The sequence below is a fragment of the Chryseobacterium artocarpi genome, from assembly GCF_001684975.1.
Taxonomy (GTDB): Bacteria; Bacteroidota; Bacteroidia; order Flavobacteriales; family Weeksellaceae; genus Chryseobacterium; species Chryseobacterium artocarpi.
On the sequence record NZ_MAYH01000034.1, the window covers coordinates 1 to 19,825 of the forward strand.

At 34.9% G+C, this 19,825-nt stretch carries 12 protein-coding genes and 1 pseudogene; 6 read left to right on the forward strand and 7 right to left on the reverse strand.

The window, feature by feature from the left end; genetic code table 11:
• Together BBI01_RS11605 and BBI01_RS11610 are read right to left on the reverse strand one after the other, a co-directional pair.
• Window positions 1-3,352, reverse strand: a pseudogene (locus BBI01_RS11605) (hypothetical protein); the annotation flags it as partial.
• Window positions 3,353-3,355: 3 nt separating this feature from the next.
• The gene (locus BBI01_RS11610; protein ID WP_065394850.1) at window positions 3,356-4,900 is read right to left on the reverse strand and encodes a T9SS type A sorting domain-containing protein; all 1,545 of its coding nucleotides are present in this window, start codon (window positions 4,898-4,900) and stop codon (window positions 3,356-3,358) included.
• Window positions 4,901-5,185: 285 nt separating this feature from the next.
• On the opposite strand from BBI01_RS11610, the gene BBI01_RS11615 reads away from it, so the two are divergent.
• Both BBI01_RS11615 and BBI01_RS11620 read left to right on the forward strand, forming a co-directional pair.
• Window positions 5,186-7,987: a GH92 family glycosyl hydrolase gene (locus tag BBI01_RS11615; RefSeq protein ID WP_065394851.1), complete on the forward strand. Its 2,802-nt coding sequence runs from the start codon at window positions 5,186-5,188 to the stop codon at window positions 7,985-7,987.
• A gap of 84 nt (window positions 7,988-8,071) precedes the next feature.
• Entirely contained in the window at window positions 8,072-8,779 is a 708-nt protein-coding gene (locus tag BBI01_RS11620) for a hypothetical protein (protein WP_065394852.1), read from the forward strand.
• Between the two features lie 46 nt (window positions 8,780-8,825).
• On the opposite strand, the gene BBI01_RS11625 is transcribed toward BBI01_RS11620, so the two are convergent.
• Together BBI01_RS11625 and BBI01_RS11630 are read right to left on the reverse strand one after the other, a co-directional pair.
• Window positions 8,826-9,548: a phytanoyl-CoA dioxygenase family protein gene (locus BBI01_RS11625; RefSeq protein ID WP_065394853.1), complete on the reverse strand. Its 723-nt coding sequence runs from the start codon at window positions 9,546-9,548 to the stop codon at window positions 8,826-8,828.
• Window positions 9,549-9,552: 4 nt separating this feature from the next.
• The gene (locus BBI01_RS11630; RefSeq protein WP_065394854.1) at window positions 9,553-10,803 is read right to left on the reverse strand and encodes a dicarboxylate/amino acid:cation symporter; all 1,251 of its coding nucleotides are present in this window, start codon (window positions 10,801-10,803) and stop codon (window positions 9,553-9,555) included.
• 220 nt (window positions 10,804-11,023) lie between these two features.
• Between BBI01_RS11630 and BBI01_RS11635 the strand changes: the two genes are divergently transcribed.
• The 4 genes from BBI01_RS11635 to BBI01_RS11650 all read left to right on the forward strand — a co-directional run bounded on the left by BBI01_RS11635 (window position 11,024) and on the right by BBI01_RS11650 (window position 16,975).
• Window positions 11,024-11,512, forward strand: coding sequence for a BON domain-containing protein (locus tag BBI01_RS11635; RefSeq protein ID WP_065394855.1), 489 nt, complete (start codon window positions 11,024-11,026; stop codon window positions 11,510-11,512).
• Window positions 11,513-11,522: 10 nt separating this feature from the next.
• Complete coding sequence (locus tag BBI01_RS11640; protein ID WP_065394856.1) at window positions 11,523-11,942, forward strand: SH3 domain-containing protein; 420 nt, start codon at window positions 11,523-11,525, stop codon at window positions 11,940-11,942.
• A 76-nt stretch (window positions 11,943-12,018) separates the two neighbouring features.
• Window positions 12,019-14,727: an outer membrane beta-barrel protein gene (locus tag BBI01_RS11645; protein WP_065394857.1), complete on the forward strand. Its 2,709-nt coding sequence runs from the start codon at window positions 12,019-12,021 to the stop codon at window positions 14,725-14,727.
• 388 nt (window positions 14,728-15,115) lie between these two features.
• Window positions 15,116-16,975, forward strand: coding sequence for a CocE/NonD family hydrolase (locus BBI01_RS11650; RefSeq protein WP_065394858.1), 1,860 nt, complete (start codon window positions 15,116-15,118; stop codon window positions 16,973-16,975).
• Window positions 16,976-17,124: 149 nt separating this feature from the next.
• Here the strand turns inward: BBI01_RS11650 and BBI01_RS11655 are convergent, their stop codons facing one another.
• From BBI01_RS11655 to speB, 3 genes are all read right to left on the reverse strand, one after another.
• Window positions 17,125-17,736, reverse strand: coding sequence for an alpha-ketoglutarate-dependent dioxygenase AlkB family protein (locus tag BBI01_RS11655; protein WP_065394859.1), 612 nt, complete (start codon window positions 17,734-17,736; stop codon window positions 17,125-17,127).
• A 275-nt stretch (window positions 17,737-18,011) separates the two neighbouring features.
• Window positions 18,012-18,854: a bifunctional helix-turn-helix domain-containing protein/methylated-DNA--[protein]-cysteine S-methyltransferase gene (locus tag BBI01_RS11660; protein WP_065394860.1), complete on the reverse strand. Its 843-nt coding sequence runs from the start codon at window positions 18,852-18,854 to the stop codon at window positions 18,012-18,014.
• A 69-nt stretch (window positions 18,855-18,923) separates the two neighbouring features.
• Window positions 18,924-19,784 (reverse strand): agmatinase, encoded by an 861-nt coding sequence (gene speB, locus BBI01_RS11665; protein WP_065394861.1) that lies wholly within the window; start codon window positions 19,782-19,784, stop codon window positions 18,924-18,926.
• Window positions 19,785-19,825: the final 41 nt, after the last annotated feature.

Here is a 19,825-nt window from a genome sequence, read left to right on the forward strand (position 1 = left end):
TATAGTTGTACTTCATTTTCTTCAGCACTTTTCCATCCACATCCACTACTTTCTCAAGCCTGTTTGCGGAATCATAAAGATATAATTCCCTGATCCCTGATGGTGGAGTGATGCTTCTTACTCCAATCAATGGATCATAAGTATAGGTTGTAACCTTATTATTAGACAGTCCATTTCTGAAAGTATTAAGGGCATTCAATAAATCCGTTTCATCATTATTTCTACCTGCTGATGCATCAAGATTAGAAGCATTTACAAGAGTACTAATAAGCGATTGAGAAACATCTGCATATCTGGCATTCTCTATTTTAGCAATTGGATATGTGTTGTTATATCCCCAGATAATCACTGTAGAAATACCATCTTTGGTAGTATACTGTTGAAGATTACCTTTATCATCATATTTGTCATAGGTGATTTCTGTGGAAGCAACATCTAACAAATCTTTTGAATTCACTTTATAAGGTAGGGTCAATCCTGACGTTTTCATATCTGCTTCTGCTTGATTAACAGGATATAAAGTTTCAAATTTTGATAAAGTTTTCTGATTATTAGCTATAGATTGGGTAGTTACCGTTTCTAAAGGAATGCCCACCATGTTTTTACCTACCATAAGTTCATTGCCTTTTTCATGAGCATAACCATATGAAGTTTCATTAACTTTCAAATCCGGAAAAGTTACTTTTTGTGATGTTTGTTGATAATGTAAAGGATTATTATATAAGTACTCGACAGTGGTTCTGGCAACACCATTATCAAAGTTTTCATTAGTAGTTACTTTTGACAGGTAATAATCATGTGAAAAGAATTTATATTGAAGTACTTCTCCAAACATTCTAAGGTCGATAGGAGGAAAGTAGTAGATTCCATAATCTAATGGCTTGCCAAAGCACGGATTAAAGCCAGTATTATTCTTTACTATATCTGAAGCTGTACATTTATAGGTCTTTTTTGAAATCATTTGAGTATCACCATACTTAATTCCTGTAAAATTCAAAAATTCCTCTTTTTTACTAGTGTTATAGAAATATTCGTTTATTACTTCCTTAACCGGGCTTAATACTCCATTCTTAAGAATCAAATCTTCTGTCTTTTTAACAAGTCCTTTATTCCATTTTGAATTAGAATAATTTCCTCCTCGGTAAATTCCTTCTCCAAATATATTTGATGCTATTGGGTCACTTCCTGCAACGTATTCAGTAAATGTTCCTCCTTTTTCAAAGTTTAATCCACCATAACTTTTTGTTACATACTCATACCCTACATTTTGTGATTCATTTCCAAAAAGAGGAATTAAGCTGTTCGAAAAAATACTAACATATTTGTATGGTGTATATTGGTAAAACATTGGATTGAGCTCAGTTGGCGGGCAATAGTGTACCCCTTGTGTATACTTCCAAAGAACAGGCATAAAAGAGCTTACACCAGAAGATTTATTAAGCTGATTTTTATGAGAATAGTACCATTTTTCAATTTTTGGAGATAAAGAAACATTATCATAATGTTCTATTTTCTCTACACGGTTTCCTCCGATAGAAAGATTTGTATCCACAACACTATCAGGAGCATCAATATACCTGAAACTAACTCCACCTCCAAAACATGGTCTTGATACGCTGATGGAAACTTGATATTCTACAGAAGCTTTAGCATCAAGATAATATTCATTAGTCCCTCCTGGATAATAATAAGGACTTGCTTCATTTATATAGCCAAGAGAACTTAAGGTACTTAACTTTTCAAATTGCCCTGTTGAAAGATTTTTAACCTTAATGTAAACCCGAACCTGATGGGTCATAGCAGAACAATCCTGATTAAATTTAGCTCCTCCAGAAAATTTTATCATCTGAGATTTTCCAGAATAAATTTTTTTCGTGGTTGTATTACTATCAGTTATATCATCTGTCAATACTGTCATATAATCAGATTTAGTGGGAGCTGGGGTTATCTTAGTTCCCCATTTAGTATGTGGCTCATAGAATATTTTACTATATCCTTTAGTGGGATAAGTAATTTTTGATAATAAACCTGATTGTGAAAGATTAGTATCAATCTCTCTATTTGCAAAGGAAAAATTAATAAAATCCAAATAATAATGATCTACTTTTCCAATCAAGTGAGAGTTTTGTGTTGCCCCATTAAAATATCCCCAAAAATCCTGAGCATTAGATAATCTTCGTGGAAGGAGTTCAGGATTAATATATTCAAATTTATATTGTTTAGTATTTGTTTCAGAATAAACTTTTGTTAAAAATACCCTATTGTTTGATGTTAACAAATATTCCATTTTATAGGTATCAATAATAGTTGGATTACCGTTACCATTTTCTTGCAAATTTTTAATTTCATGCAAATATCCTGATCGATTCTCTTGTGTATTTTCTCCTAAAGGAGCATAATTAAATTCCAAAACATTCTGATTGATATTATTTCGTATTTTTTTTAGACGATGGCTATCATAAGATACAATTGTAGAGGTTTTCTTCATTCCGTTTATGGAAGCAAAAGGAATTCCTTGATCAGAAGAACAATTAATAGACATCATCGTATCAAAGAAGTTATAAGTATTATTATTATTTGCAGTATATCTAAGTGGATCGGGACCATATTCAAAATAGACAATGTTATTTTTTGTATCCTCAATACGAGTAAGGAAATATGCAGATTCAAAAGAGACTTCTGAAGGGACCCATCCTATACCTTGCACCCTGCTTTCACTGGATTCCGTGACAGTGAAATAATATTTTATACCTTGCGGTGATATAATTAAAAAGCCTTCAGGAATCTTTTTTATTTTGAAATCACTTTTTTTCTCTTGAATCCAAGTGTCTGCTCCGTGTCGTACAAATGATGTGGAAAATACTCCGGGTATATTTACTCTGTATAAATCTTTCTCCGTATCAAAGTTTTCCATCATACTGGTATATTCATAAAAGTTAAGCTGTAATGCTCTATACCCTGTGGCTTGATCTTCAGTCTCATCTTTTTGCCAAAGTGCACCATTTAAAGGATCCTCTTTATCTCTTACAATTTTAGAAATTATACCATTAGCACTCATTGTCCAGCCCAACCCTGGAAGAGAAGTGTATTCATCTACTTTTATTCCGTTGCTTGAATATTTAAGAGATACAGGCACTTTTATGTCTCCTATTGAATATTCATAAAGAGGAATATCTTGCATCATAGTACCGGTATATTCTCCGATATTAACATTTCCGTAAGTTCCTAAATTATAAGAGTCTGGAGATGAAGGAAAAATATTGATGCTTGTATTAATATTATTATTAGGACCTTGAGAATATCCTTTTATAAATAAAGCCAACAGTAATGTTATGTAAATTTTCTTTTTCATCGTTTACTTCTTAATCAGCTTCGCATTCGCTGTTTTGTTATCATTAGTTTTTATAGTAATCACATAAGCTCCCTGAACCAAAGCCTGGGTATTAATCTTAGTCACTCTATTCTTTGTTTTCAGGTTTTGTAACTGCCTTCCACTCATATCATACAGCATAATTTCAGCTTCCTTAAAATCAAAGCCGATTTCTACATAAGCATAATCTGTGACTGGATTTGGATAGATTTTAATGTCATATTTTTCAATCAGGTCATTTACCTGCTTATCACCAAGCTTTACAATTTTCCAGTTCTCTTTGCCTAATTCTTCAGCACTGGTTCCGGCAAGGATAATAGAGCCATCTCTGTTTAGTTTTAAATCAGAAAGCCTTTCTTCTCTTTTTCTGGATTCACCTTTCACATGTTTTCGCCACTGTTCATTGCCGTTTCCATCAAGATACAGCATCCAGAAAGTTTCATCATCCGTTTCTATTCTTCCTTCAGCTTGAGTATAACCTCCTAATAAAATTCCTTTTGAAGACTTATCATCTGCTGAATGAATCACACTCATTCCCATTAAAACATCTCTGTTTTTAAAGTTGTAGGATTTTTGCCACTGCTCGTCTCCTTTTTCATTCAAAGCTACTAGCCAAAGGTCTGTTCCTTCTTCAATTCCTACTGTTTTGTTTCCAGAACGATCAGATCTCGATTCACCGCCAATAACATAACCATTGGAAGTTAAAGCAAGGGTTCTGAGGTGATCATCTTCTTTTCCACCATAGTTCTTTTCCCATTCTACTTTTCCATTTTTGTCCAATTTTACGATCCAATAGTCACCTTCTCCGTAATTTTCTGTTTTTTTATGACCATTATTTCCGCTTCGTGAGTAGATTCCCAGTAAAGCTCCGCCATCTTTGGTAGGAATCATTTTCTCTACTTCATCCAGACCTTTTCCACCAAGGATAATTTGTGAGATTTCTTTACCGTCTTTATCCAGTTTAATGATTAAAACATCTTTAGAACCATAACCTTTTGATGAGTTTTGGATATTTCCAGCAACAATAAAGCCCTGATCCATCGTTTGGATAACCGATCTAGCTTCTTCATCGGAAGAGCTTCCCAAGGTTTTCTGCCATAATTCATCCCCAAATTCATTGATTCTGATCAGCCAGATATCCGATCCGCCTTTTGCTTCATCTTTTTTATCCTGTCCTTTTCCTGAATACGAAGTTCCTGCAAGTAAAAATCCTCCATCCTGAGTAGTGACGGTTGCAGATAAATAATCATGGTTTTGTCCTGAAAAATATTTTTCCCAAGCCTGCTCACCTTGCTGATTCAGTTTAACTAAATGGAAATCATAGCCATTGTTCTGCTTACTGTCTGTAGTCTGAACCCTATCGCTTTGTATAGAACTTCCTGTGATAAGATATTGCTGATCAATGGTGGTCGTTACCTGACTTAAGAAATCCTGAGTAGAGGATTTGATATCTTTTTGCCAAATCACTTCCTGCGCCGACACACCCATAGCTGCACATAATGTATATGCGCCGAGATAAAATTTCTTCATTCCCGTGTATTTTTGAGTTTTAATGATTAGTTTTTAAAAATTTTCACAAATTTAGCTTTTTTCAATAATCACAAATCATATTAATGTGATTTAATATTCAAATTCTTACTTTAGTTTTATCACCTATTTGCGATTCTTTCACAAAGCTACTACAGCAAAGCGACAGAACCTGACGCAATATATCAGCTTTCTACAAAAGACACTTCTAAAGTTCTCTTTATAAAACCCAAAAGAACCTTGAGACATACTTACATTTTCAATATATTCGCTATATAAAATCAGAACATGAAAAACAGGCTGGTAGCATTTTCTATATTGATTACCCAAATCATTTATGCGCAAAATTATTCCCAATATGTAAATCCATTTATTGGTACGGGAGGTCACGGACATACCTTTCCCGGAGCAATCGTTCCTTTCGGAATGGTACAGCTTTCCCCCGATACAAGAATTGACGGAAGCTGGGATGGCTGTAGTGGTTATCATTATTCAGATTCTGTGATTTATGGTTTTTCCCATACTCACCTCAACGGAACAGGAGTCTGGGATTACGGAGATATTATGCTGATGCCTACCATGGGAAATCCAAGCTTGAACAGCAAAGATTATTCTTCGAAATTCTCTCACAAAAATGAAAAAGCTTCCGCTGGATTTTACAGTGTGAAGCTGGATAAAAATAATATAGACGTTCGCCTGACTACCACAAAAAGAGTCGGGTATCACGAATATACTTTTAATAATGCCGGAAATGCCAACATTATACTGGATCTCAACCATCGTGATAAGCTTCTCGAAGGGGAAGTAAAAATCATTGATGATAAAACCATCGAAGTTTTCAGAAGAAGTGAAGCTTGGGCAACCAATCAATACATTTATGCAAGAATTGAGTTTTCAAAACCAATGAAAATTTCCAAGAAGGAAGGGAATGGCAAAAATGAAAACAACCTGTTGTCCGGAACAAAACTGGCTCTTGCATTCTCCACAGATGTTAAAAAAGGAGAAAAGATCAATGTAAAAGTGGCAATTTCTCCTACAGGATATGAAGGAGCAGAAAAGAATATGCTTGCAGAAAGTCAATCCCTGAATTTTGAACAGGTAAAAAAACAGGCAGTTGCCGATTGGGATAAAGAATTGTCGAAAATAGAAGTAAAGTCTGACGATAAAAATAAATTGTCTATTTTTTATACAGCGATGTACCATGTTTTTACCCAGCCGAATATCAATATGGATGTCGACGGAAGATACAGAGGTCGTGATAACAAGCTTTACACAGCAAAAGATTTTGATTATTACACCGTATTTTCACTTTGGGATACTTTCAGAGGAGCACATCCTTTAATGACTTTGATCGATAGAAAAAGAACAGCTGACTTTATCAATACTTTTATCAAACAATATGAACAGGGCGGAAAACTTCCGGTATGGGAATTGGCTTCCAATGAAACGGAATGCATGATTGGTTACCACTCTGTTTCCGTGATTGCAGATGCGATGGCAAAAGGGATCAAGGGATTTGATTATGAAAAGGCATATCAGGCTTCAAAAAATTCGGCAATGCTCGATATTTTTGGTTTAAATGCTTATAAACAGAATAACTACATCAGTATTGATGATGAACACGAAAGTGTTTCCAAAACCTTGGAATATGCCTATGATGATTGGTGTATTGCCCAAATGGCAAAGATTTTAGGCAAGAAAGAAGATTACCAGTACTTCATGAAACGTTCTCAGAACTGGAAAAACCTCTATAATCCTAAAACTGGTTTCATGCAGCCAAGAAAGAACGGAAACTGGTATGAACCATTTGATCCGAGAGAGGTCAACAACAATTATACAGAAGGAAATTCATGGCATTATTCTTACTCTGTACAGCAGGATATTCCTGGGCTTATAGCAGCTCATGGTGGTAAAGAAAAATTTGAACAGTTCATTGATGCTATCTTTGCAGCACCCGACAAAACAACAGGTAGAGAACAGGTAGATATTACAGGTTTAATGGGACAGTATGCACAGGGAAATGAGCCCAGCCATCATATTGCTTACCTATACAATTTTGTAGATAAACCGGAAAAAACAGATGCTAAAATTAAATACATCCTCAATAATTTCTATAAAAACACTCCAGGCGGGCTGATCGGAAATGAAGACTGCGGACAGATGAGCGCATGGTATATTTTAAGTTCTATGGGAATCTATTCTGTAACACCCGGATTACCGGAATGGGAAACGACAACTCCTTATTTTGATGAAATTAAAATTCACCTTGAGGATGGAACTACAAAAACCATTACTAAAAATACAGGTAAAGCAGAACTTAAAAAACTGGGATTTGAAAATATAAAACCTATCAGTGACTCCAAATATGCACAACTCACGGCTTCCCCAGTGATTGCTGCAGACAGAATTTTTGATTTTTCCACTAAAGTGGAGATCACACCGTTAAATCCAGGTGACAAAATCTATTATATGACTATGGATGAGAGTGATGCCAACAAAAGAAAAACATTCACGGTCTACAAAGCACCATTCACCATTACGAAAACAACACAGGTTCATGCATATGCGGAAAGAAAAGGCGAAAAAAGTTCAGTGACTGTAGCCAATTTCAACAGAAGACCTAATTATTGGGACATCAATATCCTTTCAAAAGCGACTCCTCAATATACAGCCAACGGAAAACTGGCATTAATCGACGGAATCAGAGGGGATGTTAATTGGAGAAAAGGTGAATGGCACGGATATCAGGGGCAGAATTTTGAAGCAATCATTGATTTTAAATCTCCACAACAGATCACATCATTGTCATCCACTTACCTTCAGGACAGCAAAGCATGGATCCTGATGCCTTCCAAAGTAGAATATTATGCATCAATGAATAATAAAGATTTTATCCTTCTGAAAACAATCGATAACGATATTGATCCAAAGGATGAAAAAGTACAACTTAAAGATTTTACCACTGAAATTCTTCCTACTGAAGCCAGATATATTAAGGTAAAAGCATATTATTACGGAAAATTACCGGAATGGCATCAAGGAGCTGGCGGAGAAGCCTACATCTTTATTGATGAAATTTCCGCGAAATAAAAACAATTACAATACATGAAAAAGTTATCATTACTTCTATTTTTTCTTTTAAGTTTTATAAATGTTTCAGCATGCAAATGCGTCATGAGTAATTTTGCAGAAAATTATTTAGATGCTGATGTTGTGGGCGTTATCAAAATTCTAAAAGTATATGGTGAAAACGCTCAGCAAAGAACCTATAAAGCAGATATTGAGTTCGAGAAGTTATACAAAGGAGCGAAATTCGCAACATTGAATGTAAGAGGATTAATCGGTAATTCGTCCTCTGCAGCTTGTGAAAAAGATGTAAAACCTAATGAAAGATATTTGATTTTATTAAAAGGATCAAACAAGAATTTTTCTATTTCCTCATGCTCTCCTATGTCTCAACTACAAAAAAAGCCTACTAAGGATGAAAGTATTGAACTGGAAAAATTGAGCAAGGTTTTTTCTTATCTTGACAAAAATAAATTCAAATTTAAAGGTCTTCAATTTACTTATTACTATGATGAAACAATGGGAGCTAATACAAAATCTGAGCTTTCAAAAATAAGCAACTTCAAACCCAAGCAGCCATTTGCCATATACAAAGTTAAGTTGAATGATTCTTTCAAAATTAAAGAAATTACACCAATGACAACTTTTGGCAGCAAAGACAAAACTATAGAAGCCATCATGAAAAAAAATCTGACCATTGAAACCCCAATGTTTAAAGATACTTCAGAAAAAAATGAATACCTGGTATTACTTTTTTACAACAAACAAAATATCAAAACAGAGAACAAAGAGATCATATCTGATTCCTGGTTCTAAAAAATAGCCTCTTCGCTTTTGAAGAGGCTATTTTTATCTTAATATCTTAATTCATTCTTTCTGCCCATTGAAGAACTTCCGGAAGTTCCATATCGGAAAATTCAATATGAATTACTCTTCTTTTTTTTCCATTGGTTGTTCTGTTTGAGCCGTGTAACGTAAGAGGTTTCATAAGCATTATTCCTCCTTTTTCCACCTTACAGATTTCTTCAGTTTCTACTGCCCAGTCAATAGTTTCCGGTCTGTAAATTCCTTTACTATGAGACGTTGGAATCACTTTTAACGCTCCGTTATTTTCATCCGTATCATCCAGATGAATTCTGATAGTATAAATATTTTCCAAAACATTTAATGGAGGCTGAACGGCAAACTGATTCTGTTTTGTAGTCCAGGGACCAAAACCAGATAATTCCAGCTTCTTATCAACGGAAATAGTCAGATCCTGATGATAAGCCACATACCAATTAGATGTTTCAGGTTTATCAAAATAGATACTTTTAACTACAAAATATTTTTCTCCAAAGATATTCTTTACAACCTCTTTAATATTATCATTAAAGATGAGGTCTTTTATCTCCGGTATTTCCTTTAAAAACTGTCTTATTGCAAAAAGATCTTCCGATTTCCTGAAGTTCTCTCGTGTAGTGTCAATATGATCTAAAACATTAATTATTCGTCTGACTTCTTCATCAGAAAAGACCTTGTTTATAACTGAAAAGCCATATTTTTCAATATGGCTTTTGTATGTTTCTAAGTTTTTTAAACTCATTAATTTAAATTTTGTCCAAAGGTTCAGTTAACTGTCCTTCCCACTTCGATACCGCTGAAGTTGCTAGTGTATTTCCTAATACGTTTGTCATACTTCTTCCCATATCACAGAAGTGGTCAATAGGTAAGATCAATGCAATCCCTTCCGGTGGAATACCAAACATTGAACACGTTGCCACAATGATTACCAAAGAAGCTCTCGGAACTCCGGCAATTCCCTTTGAAGTAAGCATCAGTACCAAAAGCATCGTGATCTGCTGTCCAAGCGTCATTTCAATACCATAAATCTGTGCAATGAATATAGAAGCAAACGTCATATACATCATACTTCCATCCAGGTTAAATGAATATCCTAAAGGCAAGATGAAAGACACTACTCTGCTGTTACACCCGAATTTTTCAAGCTCTTCGACCAATTTCGGGAATACCGCTTCTGAGCTTGTTGTAGAGAACGCAATCAATAAAGGCTCTTTAATTCTTTTTAATAAATCAAATAAACGGTTTCCTAAGATAAAGTATCCTACCAGTAAAAGAACCAGCCAAAGCACTCCTAACGCAAAGAAGAAGTCTCTTAAGTAGATGGCATATACCTTAAAGATTTCAAAACCATTGGTAGCCACTACCGCTGCAATAGCTCCCAATACTCCAAGAGGAGCAAACCACATAATATATCCTACCATTTTAAGAATACCATGAGCCATGATATCAAAAAGCTTTACAACGGGCTTGGAATATTCTTCTCCTAAATTGGCTAAAGCAACCCCAAACATAATGGCAAATACCACAATCTGTAATACCTCATTGGTCGCAAAGGCTTCAAATAAACTTTTTGGAATCATGTGCTTTACAAAATCTTCTAAAGAAAAACTTTTACTGCTTTTCAATAGCTCATCTGCTGAAGCAACATCCTGAATTGGTAATTTGGTAACATGTCCCGGCTCAAGCCAGTTCACAAGGATCAACCCGATGAAAAGGGAAACCAGGGAAGCGGAAATAAACCAAAGCATAGCTTTTGTTCCTACTCTTCCGATCATTTTGATGTCACTCATTTTGGCAATTCCCACTACAAGAGTTGTAAAAACCAAAGGCGCAATGATCATCTGTACCAGCCTGATGAATACAGTTCCCAACAGTTTTATATTCTTGGAAAAAGGTTCTGCACTCTCCGGATATTTCACGTGTACAAGTCCTCCAATCCCGACTCCCAGGATAAGAGCGATGATAATTGCTATAAAAAGTTTATTCTGTCCTTTCATATATATAGTTCAATTTGCGCAAATATAATGGTTTTTGAATTGGCAGAAGATTTTCTTGAATGTCTGTTAATTTTACATTAAGTTTTTAATACCTAAAAATTAAAACACTGATTCAGAAAATATTGTAAAAATTTTAAGAAAGATTTATTGAATTTTTATTCTTTTGGTACAAATTTTATTATTACATTTGATTGTATAACAACATTAATAAATATACAATATGAAAAAAACTATCGCAATGGCTGCATTAGCTGTAGCTGTATCTTTCGGGGCAGTTTCTTGTAAAAAGAAAGTTTCTGATGCCGATCTTCAGACTCAGGCTACAACTGTAGTAACTTCTAATCCCAATGCTTCTGTTGAAGTAAAAGAAGGTGTGGCTCACTTAAGCGGAACTTTCGCGGACCAAGCGTCTAAAGATGCTATGATTGCACAATTGAAGGCAATCAACGGAGTAAAAGACGTAATGGATATGTCTAAAGTTGAAGTAACTCCAGCTCCGGCACCTGTTGAAACTAAATCTGCTGTAGATCCTGCTGTTCAGAAAAAAGTTCAGGATGCTGTAAAAGATTTCCCTACCGTAAAAGTAGAAGTGATCAATGATGAGCTTACCCTTACAGGAAATGTTTCTCAGGAGCAGGCTAAAAAAATTAAGCAGTCTGTTGACGCTTTAAAAGTTGGTAAAGTTAAATTTAACTACACTGTAAAATAATTAATTTAAGATGAGTACATTACAAGATAAATATTCAAGCGTAGTATCAGCTGCTCAGTCTGCTGGAATTTCAAATCTACAGGTTCAGGAACAGGACGGAATTTTATATGTTTCTGGAGATGCTTCCAATACCGCTGCAAAAGACGCAGTTTGGAATGCTTTAGGAGCAATCGATTCTACTTATTCAGCTTCAGATATTAATATTGACGTACAGGTTGCAGGTCTTGCTTCAGGTGCTTCTCTTACTGTTGCTACTGAAGAGTCTAACCTAAACATCAGACAGGAGCCTTCTACTGAAGCTGCTGTAGTAGGTAAAGCTGCAAAAGGAGCTTCTGTAACTTTAATTGAGCAGACTTCTGACGACTGGTGGAAAGTAAAAACGGCTGACGGACAAGAAGGATATGCTTATTCAAGATATTTAAAAGCATAAAAAAAATTATAGAAATATTTCTAGGAAACATCCCAATCTTGGGATGTTTTTTTATTTTTACGCTTTCAAATGCTAAATGAAGAAAATCTTACTGCTATTGTTTGGGCTATTCAGTTTCCTGATGATTCATGCCCAAAAACTGCACATTGACGGAAAAGTATATGATCTGGAAAAAAAGCCTGTAGAAAATGCGACCATATATCTGCTCAAGGCTAAAGATTCTTCTATCATCAATTATACGGCAACCAGTAAAGAGGGTAAATTTTCATTAAAAATCGATGAGGTAAGTGAACCGTCCCTTTTAAAAATTGATACCGAAAAGTCATCCTATTCAAAATCATTTGAAAAGATTGAACAGTCTTTATCTTTAGACGATATAACTCTTGAAAGCAAAAAAGTAATCAATATTGATGAAGTAAAGATTACTGTTTCTCCAGTCAAAATAAAAAATGATACCATAGAATTCAATGCTTCAGCAATCAAAGTACGTCCTGACAGTCAGGTTGAAGAACTTTTAAAGCAGATTCCGGGAGTAGAAGTCAGTAATGACGGAAAAATTACAGCTAATGGTAAAACCGTAGATCAGATCATGGTCAATGGCAAGGTATTTTTTGATAAAGATGGTAAAATTGCCCTCCAGAACCTTCCGGCTGATATTATTAAAAACATTCAGTTTACCACTACTAAAACCAAAGAGGAAGAATTTACCGGAAAAGCTCCCAAATCTCAGAATACAACCATCAATTTCAATATTGATGAAAAGAAAAATAAAGGACTTATGTCCAAAATACTTGCTGGCTATGGTTCAGATAAACGATATGAAGGCAATATTTTTCTAAATTATTTTAAAGGAGATACCAAGATCAGTCTTTTAGCTTCCTCTAATAATATCAATTCAAAAAATGCTTCGGCGGATAATGTTTTTGATAGTATGGGACGTGGCGGTGCGCAGAAAAGTGCTGGTGGAATTCAGAAATATTCTACGATCGGGCTGAATTATAATGATAAACTTGGAAAAAATTCAGATCTCGATAACCTTAGTTTAAGGTATACTGATTCTGATGGAGAAACCCGTTCCAAAGTATCCAAAACGACTCTTCTTCCCAATAATACCCTTCAGACCAACTCTGAAAGCAGTAATAACAGTGAATCCAAACAATATAATTTTAATGGTTCGGTACGAATCAATCTGGACTCATTGACCAATATTTACATCTCTCCTTCTTTTTCAAAGACAGAAAATTTCAGTTTAGGGAATTCAAAATCATTTACTTTAAAAGATGATAAGCTTCTGAATGAAAGTCAAAGTTCCACCCAAACTCAAGGAGATAATAATACATTTGGCTCCAGCATTTATTTATTCCGAAATTTCAAGAAGAAAAAAAGAACTTTAACGGCAACGATTAACAGCAGTATTTCAGAGTCTAAGAATGATAATATCAATAAGTCATTGAATACATTTTATGGTGAATCTGGTACAACTACAGATAACCGTAATCAGCTGCAAAAAACTTTATCTCAAAACAGTAATTACAGCTTCAGTACAGAATATACAGAACCTCTTTCAGATTCTGCGACTGTAACTCTTGGATTAGAGTATAGCTCAAAGATATCACGAGATTTGAGAGATTTCAATGATTTTGATCCTATTACAGGAAAATATTCTCAATACAACACCAACCTTTCGAATAGTGTGGATCAGAAATTCAATCAGCTTTCACCCTCGCTTTCTCTTTATCTATACAAAAAGAAATTCAGCAGCTGGGCTACAGTAAATTTTGATATTTCAGATATGGATGTCAGTTCTGTATTCAAAGGGCAGGAGTATGATTTGCAGAAAAACTTTGTTCTTCCAAGATATGCCGCCAATTTTCAATATTCTTTTGCAGAACGAAAATCATTGTCACTCACCAATTCGGCAAGTTTTACAATTCCTGATCCCGGAAAGTTAATTCCTTATAGAGATGAAGCCAATCCATTAATTACTTATACCGGAAATCCTGATCTGAAAAACACATGGGTAAATGAAACAAACCTTTCTTACAACAGTTTTAATATGATAAAAAATATTAATTACTATATCGTTGCAGGATTTACCTATAGAAATAATGATGTGACTAATTTCTCCCAGTACGACAACTCCGGAAAACAGATTGTCACTTACAGTAATATCAGCGGAAATAAAACATTCAATGTCAGCTTCGGCTTAACCAAAATTTTTAAATGGAATGATAATAAACTCAGCATTTCACCAAAATTCGGAATGAACTATAGCTATAACAACGGGTTTATTGAAGGCGAAACCTTTAAAAGCAGGTCATATAACTTTACACCCGGACTGAATCTGAATTATGAGATCAAAAATAAATTTACAATAAAACCATCTTACAGCCTAGGATACAGTTTTTCAGATTATACGAACTATAATGTAGACAGAGCCAATACAGCAATTCAATCCTTAAAACTTGAAATGACCAATTATCTCTTCCAAAGCAGATTTGTCATTGGAAATGATTTTTCATACAATACAAACTCCAACATTGCACCCGGATTTAAAAAAGATTTTTACTTCTGGAATACGAGTTTGGGATATTCATTCTATAACAAACAATTTACCGCAAGAATTAAGATTTATGATGTTTTGAATCAAAATCAAAGTGTTAAAAGAACCATTACAGATTCTTATTTTGAAGACCGAGAAGAACTGATTCTGAAACGATACATCATGTTTTCCCTTAGTATGAAACTGAATAAATTTGCCGGTAAAAAACCGAAAAAGAAATAAACACCATACTTTTATATATATTTTTAGAAACGGTCGGGAAAATTCCTGACCTTTTTATTTGTTATCATTATTTTTAAATCACAAAAGTTTTTCAACACTTAAGTTATTTTTGAGTGACTACTAAGTGTTTGAGAAGTACACTTGAGTTTTTTGAAAATCTCCATTCTTCACTTACTTTTCTACTAAAACACTAATATTCCCTCCTCTGGAGGGGGACAAAAATTCTTTGATTTTTTGAGGGGTGGTTACATCCGTACAACGCCTAAAACTTTTACAATTTTCACAATAAGAAGTAAAAATTCAATATAAATCTATTTTTAAAGGAAGATTCGCCTGATAAAACACCATGAAAGTATTTTTATTTCTAAATTAGCCGCAAATTTTACTTATGAAGACCCATATTTCAGTTTTATTCATTCTCTTTTTCATTCTTGGAAAGGCACAGAAAGCGGAACAGCCAGATAATTTTGTGAAAGATAATTTTACTAAGAAAGAATTTTATATTCCAATGCGTGACGGAGTTAAGCTTTTCACAGCTGTTTATATTCCAAAAGATGCTTCAAATAAAAATAAATATCCGTTTCTGATGCAGAGAACCTGCTACAGCATCGCTCCATACGGAGAAAATGAATATAAAACGAAAGTAGGTCCCAACTCTTTCCTGATGAAAGATAAATATATTTTTGTATATCAGGATGTACGTGGAAGATATATGAGTGAAGGAACGTTTACAAATATGACTCCGCAGGTGGAACGTAAAACAAAAAAGGATGTTGACGAAAGTACAGATACTTACGATACTATTGAATGGCTTTTGAAAAACGTTAAAGATAATAATGGTAAGGTGGGACAATTCGGAACTTCTTATCCAGGATTCTATACTGCTGTAGGGACATTGGCACAACACCCGGCACTAGTAGCATCTTCTCCTCAGGCTCCTATTTCTGACTTCTGGAATGATGATTTCCTTCACAACGGAAGATTTATGCTTGGGTATTTCAGAACGTTCCCTGTTTTCGGAGTACAGAAGACAAAACCTGAAAATAAGGCATGGTATATGGATTCTTTTATTAAGCAGACTTCAGAAGATGGCTTAAAATTCTACAGAGATATGGGTACCCTGAAAGATGGTTATGAAAAATATTATAAAGATAATTTCTTCATGACGGAGATTATGAACCATACCAATTATGATGAATTCTGGCAGAAAAGAGGACTTCTTCCCCACCTTAAGAATATCAACCACGCAGTAATGACCGTTGGAGGTTGGTTTGATGCAGAAGATCTTTCCGGACCTTTAAATATTTACAAAACTATTGAAAAGACAAGTCCTAAGGCTAAAAACACAATTGTAATGGGACCTTTCTCACATGGTGGCTGGTCTCAGGAACAAGGGAAACATTTCCATAGTGAAACCTATTTTGGAGACAGCATTGCTACTTATTATCAGAAAAATATAGAAACAAAATTTTTCACTCACTATCTGAAAGGAAATACAAAAGAAGATGCAGGACTTCCTGAAGCTTTAATGTATGATACCGGAGCAAAAGTATGGAAGGAATTCGCTTCTTATCCTCCTAAAAATGCACAGAAGGTTAATTTCTATTTAGCTGATAAAACTTTAAAGAAAACATCAGGGCAAGGGTATTCAGAATATTACAGCGATCCTAATAATCCGGTTCTAAGTTCAGATCATTTAAAGGATTTTAATGGTTTTACACCCAAAAATTATATGTCGGAAGACCAAAGATTTGCAGTTGGAAGACCTGATGTATTAACATTCACTACAGATGCTCTGACAGAAGATATTACTTTCGCCGGAGAAATCATGGCTAAGCTTAACATTTCCTCTTCTTCTACGGATGCAGACTTTGCGGTAAAGCTGATTGATGTTTATCCTGAAGATTTTAAACCCGCAGAAAAGAAAGACGGAGTCATCTATGGAAACTACCATCAGATGGTAAGAAGCGAGATTATGCCTGCAAGATTCAGAAATACTAAAGAAAAAGGAGAAGCATTGGTTCCAGATCAAAAAACTGCTGTAAATTTCAGACTTCAGGATGTAGTTCATACCTTCAAAAAAGGGCACAAAATCCAGATTCAGATCAGCAGTACGTGGTTCCCGCTTTTTGCTTTAAACCCACAGAAGTTTATGCAGAATCCAAATTTTGCAACAAAGGAAGATTATACTAAAGCATTTATTAAAGTATACGGTGACAGTTCTATTGAAGCTGAAATCTTAAAATAAATTACAAACGCTGTTCATCTGAACAGCGTTTTTTGATCTCTCGCAGATTAAACTGATTTTGCAGGTCATTACTCTAAAAAGCAAGTTTATTTCCCACTGATAAAGCAGATCTTCACAGATGATTGCATTAAAAAAATCTGCGTGAGTTTTTACTCTTCAATGGTTCTGAAAGTAAGATTTACCCTTGGAGTTGTCACTTTTGTTGTGGGAGGAAGCCTGTGAAGCCAATTCTCTTGTGTAGTACCTTTCATGATGAGTAAACTTCCGTTTTCCAGGAATATTTCAACCTTTTCTTTGGTCGTTTTATGCTTAAATAGGAATTTTCTTTCTGCTCCAAAAGTCAGAGAAGCAATTGCTCCATGCTTTTTCAAATCTGTTTCTCCATCACTGTGGTATGCCATACCTTCACTTCCGTCATGGTATAAATTAAGCAGACAGGAATTGTAAGTTTCCCCTGAAACCTCTTCGCATTTTTTCTTTAATTCCAATAATTCCGGCGTCCAGAATTTGGCATATTTCGTTCTGTTTGAGTAAGTATATTCAAATTCTTTTTCTCCGAACCATGCCACTTTTCGCTTGGTTAAAATTAATTTCCCAAAGACTATTGCCTCATCATGCTGCCAGGGAATCTGATTGAAAAGATAGTCATAGTACGTATCAGCCTCCTCTTGTGAGAAAACTTTTCCATAGTACAGAACGGTTCCGTCATGCGGAAGGAGACTTAAAGGATAATCTGGTGTTTCATCGAACAGGCTGAGCATTATTTTTTGTTTTTGGATAATACAAATTACGTAATGTTTTTTGGAAAGGAAGTCAGGATTGAACCACCCCGTCAAAAATTTTTTGAATTTTTGCCACCCCTCCAGAAGAGGGGAATGTTTCTTCCTTCAACTGAAATATTGGTGAAAATCGGAGGTTTTCAGAAAACTTAAGTGTACTTCTCAAACAGATAGTAGTAACTTAAAATAGCTTAAGTGTTCAAAAACTTTTTGTGTTTTTTGACTTCCTCGAATCTTCGATTTGTGGTTAAAAAATATTAAGAGTAAAGCTGTGAACTTTCCCAGCCCACAATCATCTGCTTTCTGTCACTTCCCCATCTATAGCCGCCAAGGTGTCCTGTAGCCTGAATAACACGATGACAAGGGATGAGAAACGCCACAGGATTACTTCCTATTGCCGTACCTACTGCTCTCGAAGCTTTCGGATTTCCTATTTTTTCTGCTAAAGTTCCATAGGTTGATAATTTTCCCATAGGAATAGTCAATAAACTTTCCCAAACTTTAAGTTGAAAATCGGTTCCTTTTAAATGAAGTTTAATGGTGTTGAGTTTTGTCCAGTCTTTATCGAATATAGACAGTGCATTTTTCTGAAGCGAATCCTGCTTTTCAAAAAAAGAAGCATTAGGAAATTTATGTTGTAAATCCCCTAATGCTGTTTCTTTATCATTTTCGAAAGCCATATAGCAGATTCCTTTCTCTGTGGAAGCTACCAGGATATTTCCAAACGGACTTTCTGAAAAACTATAATTGATGAAAAGACTTTTTCCACCATTTTTATATTCCGCGGGAGACATTCCTTCTATTTTTACAAACAGATCATGCAGTCTGCTTGTACTTGAAAGTCCCGTTTCATAAGCGGTATCAAAAATGCTTGCCTTTTCTTCCTTCAATAAATTTTTAGCATGTTCAAGACTTATGAACTGTAAAAATTTCTTCGGACTTGTTCCTGCCCAATCCGTAAAGATCTTCTGAAAATGAGCCGGACTCAAGTGAATATTTTCTGCCACTTCCTCCAAACTTGGCTGAAGTCTGAAATTGCTCTGGATATATTCTATCGCTTTGGCAATTCTGTTGTAATCTATTTGACTTTGTGTAGACATCTTACTATGTTTTTATATCACAAATTTCCAAAGAATACACGACAGAAAAAATCCGATTCTTGCGGAATATTAGTTATTGTTGTTATAAATATCGTTATAAGCAAGCATTTTATAATATAACTTAGCCGCAAGGAAAGCAGTTGGCTTAGCCATTGGAGAATCCATTAATTCTACAATATCAAATGCTACTACGTTACATTTTTCGAATACTTTTCTTAATAATTCAAGTGTTGGATACCATTGTAATCCACCTGGTTCAGGAGTTCCTGTAGATGGAGCAATAGAAGGATCAAAAGCGTCAAGGTCAATCGTGATATAAACGTTTCCTGAAACTTTTTCCAATACGTCATTTACCCAGTTTTCGTTGTTAGCAATTTCATGAGCAAAGAAAACTCTTCCTTCTGGTAAATATTGAGCTTCTTCAGCATCCATAGAACGGATTCCCACCTGCACTAAGTTATGCTTCTGATTAGCTTCAAACACTGCACAAGCGTGGTTAGAAGTAGAACCGTGGAATTCAGGACGTAAATCTGTGTGAGCATCTAACTGAAGAACGGTAAGGTTTTCAAATTTTTCTCCTACTGCACGGATAGAACCGATAGAAACAGAGTGCTCTCCACCGAATAGCGTGAATACTTTTCCTTCATTATTCAAAAGCTCTTTTGTTTTTTGATAAACAGCTTCTGTCATTGCTTCAGGTGTAGAGTTTTCAGAAACTTCTCCAGCTAAATATACTCCTTGAAGATAAGGCTCAGTTTGTGTCTCAATATCATAAAGTTCCATGTTTTCAGAAGCGTCTAAGAATAATTCAGGACCTTTGTCTGCTCCTTTACCCCATGTTGAAGTTCCATCGTAAGGAACTGTTACCAACATTACTTTCGAATTCTCCAACGTTGCGTTTTCCTCTGGAATTCCTGCGTATGTTTTCATGCTTTATTTAAAAATTTTAATGTTGTAATTGATGGCAAAGA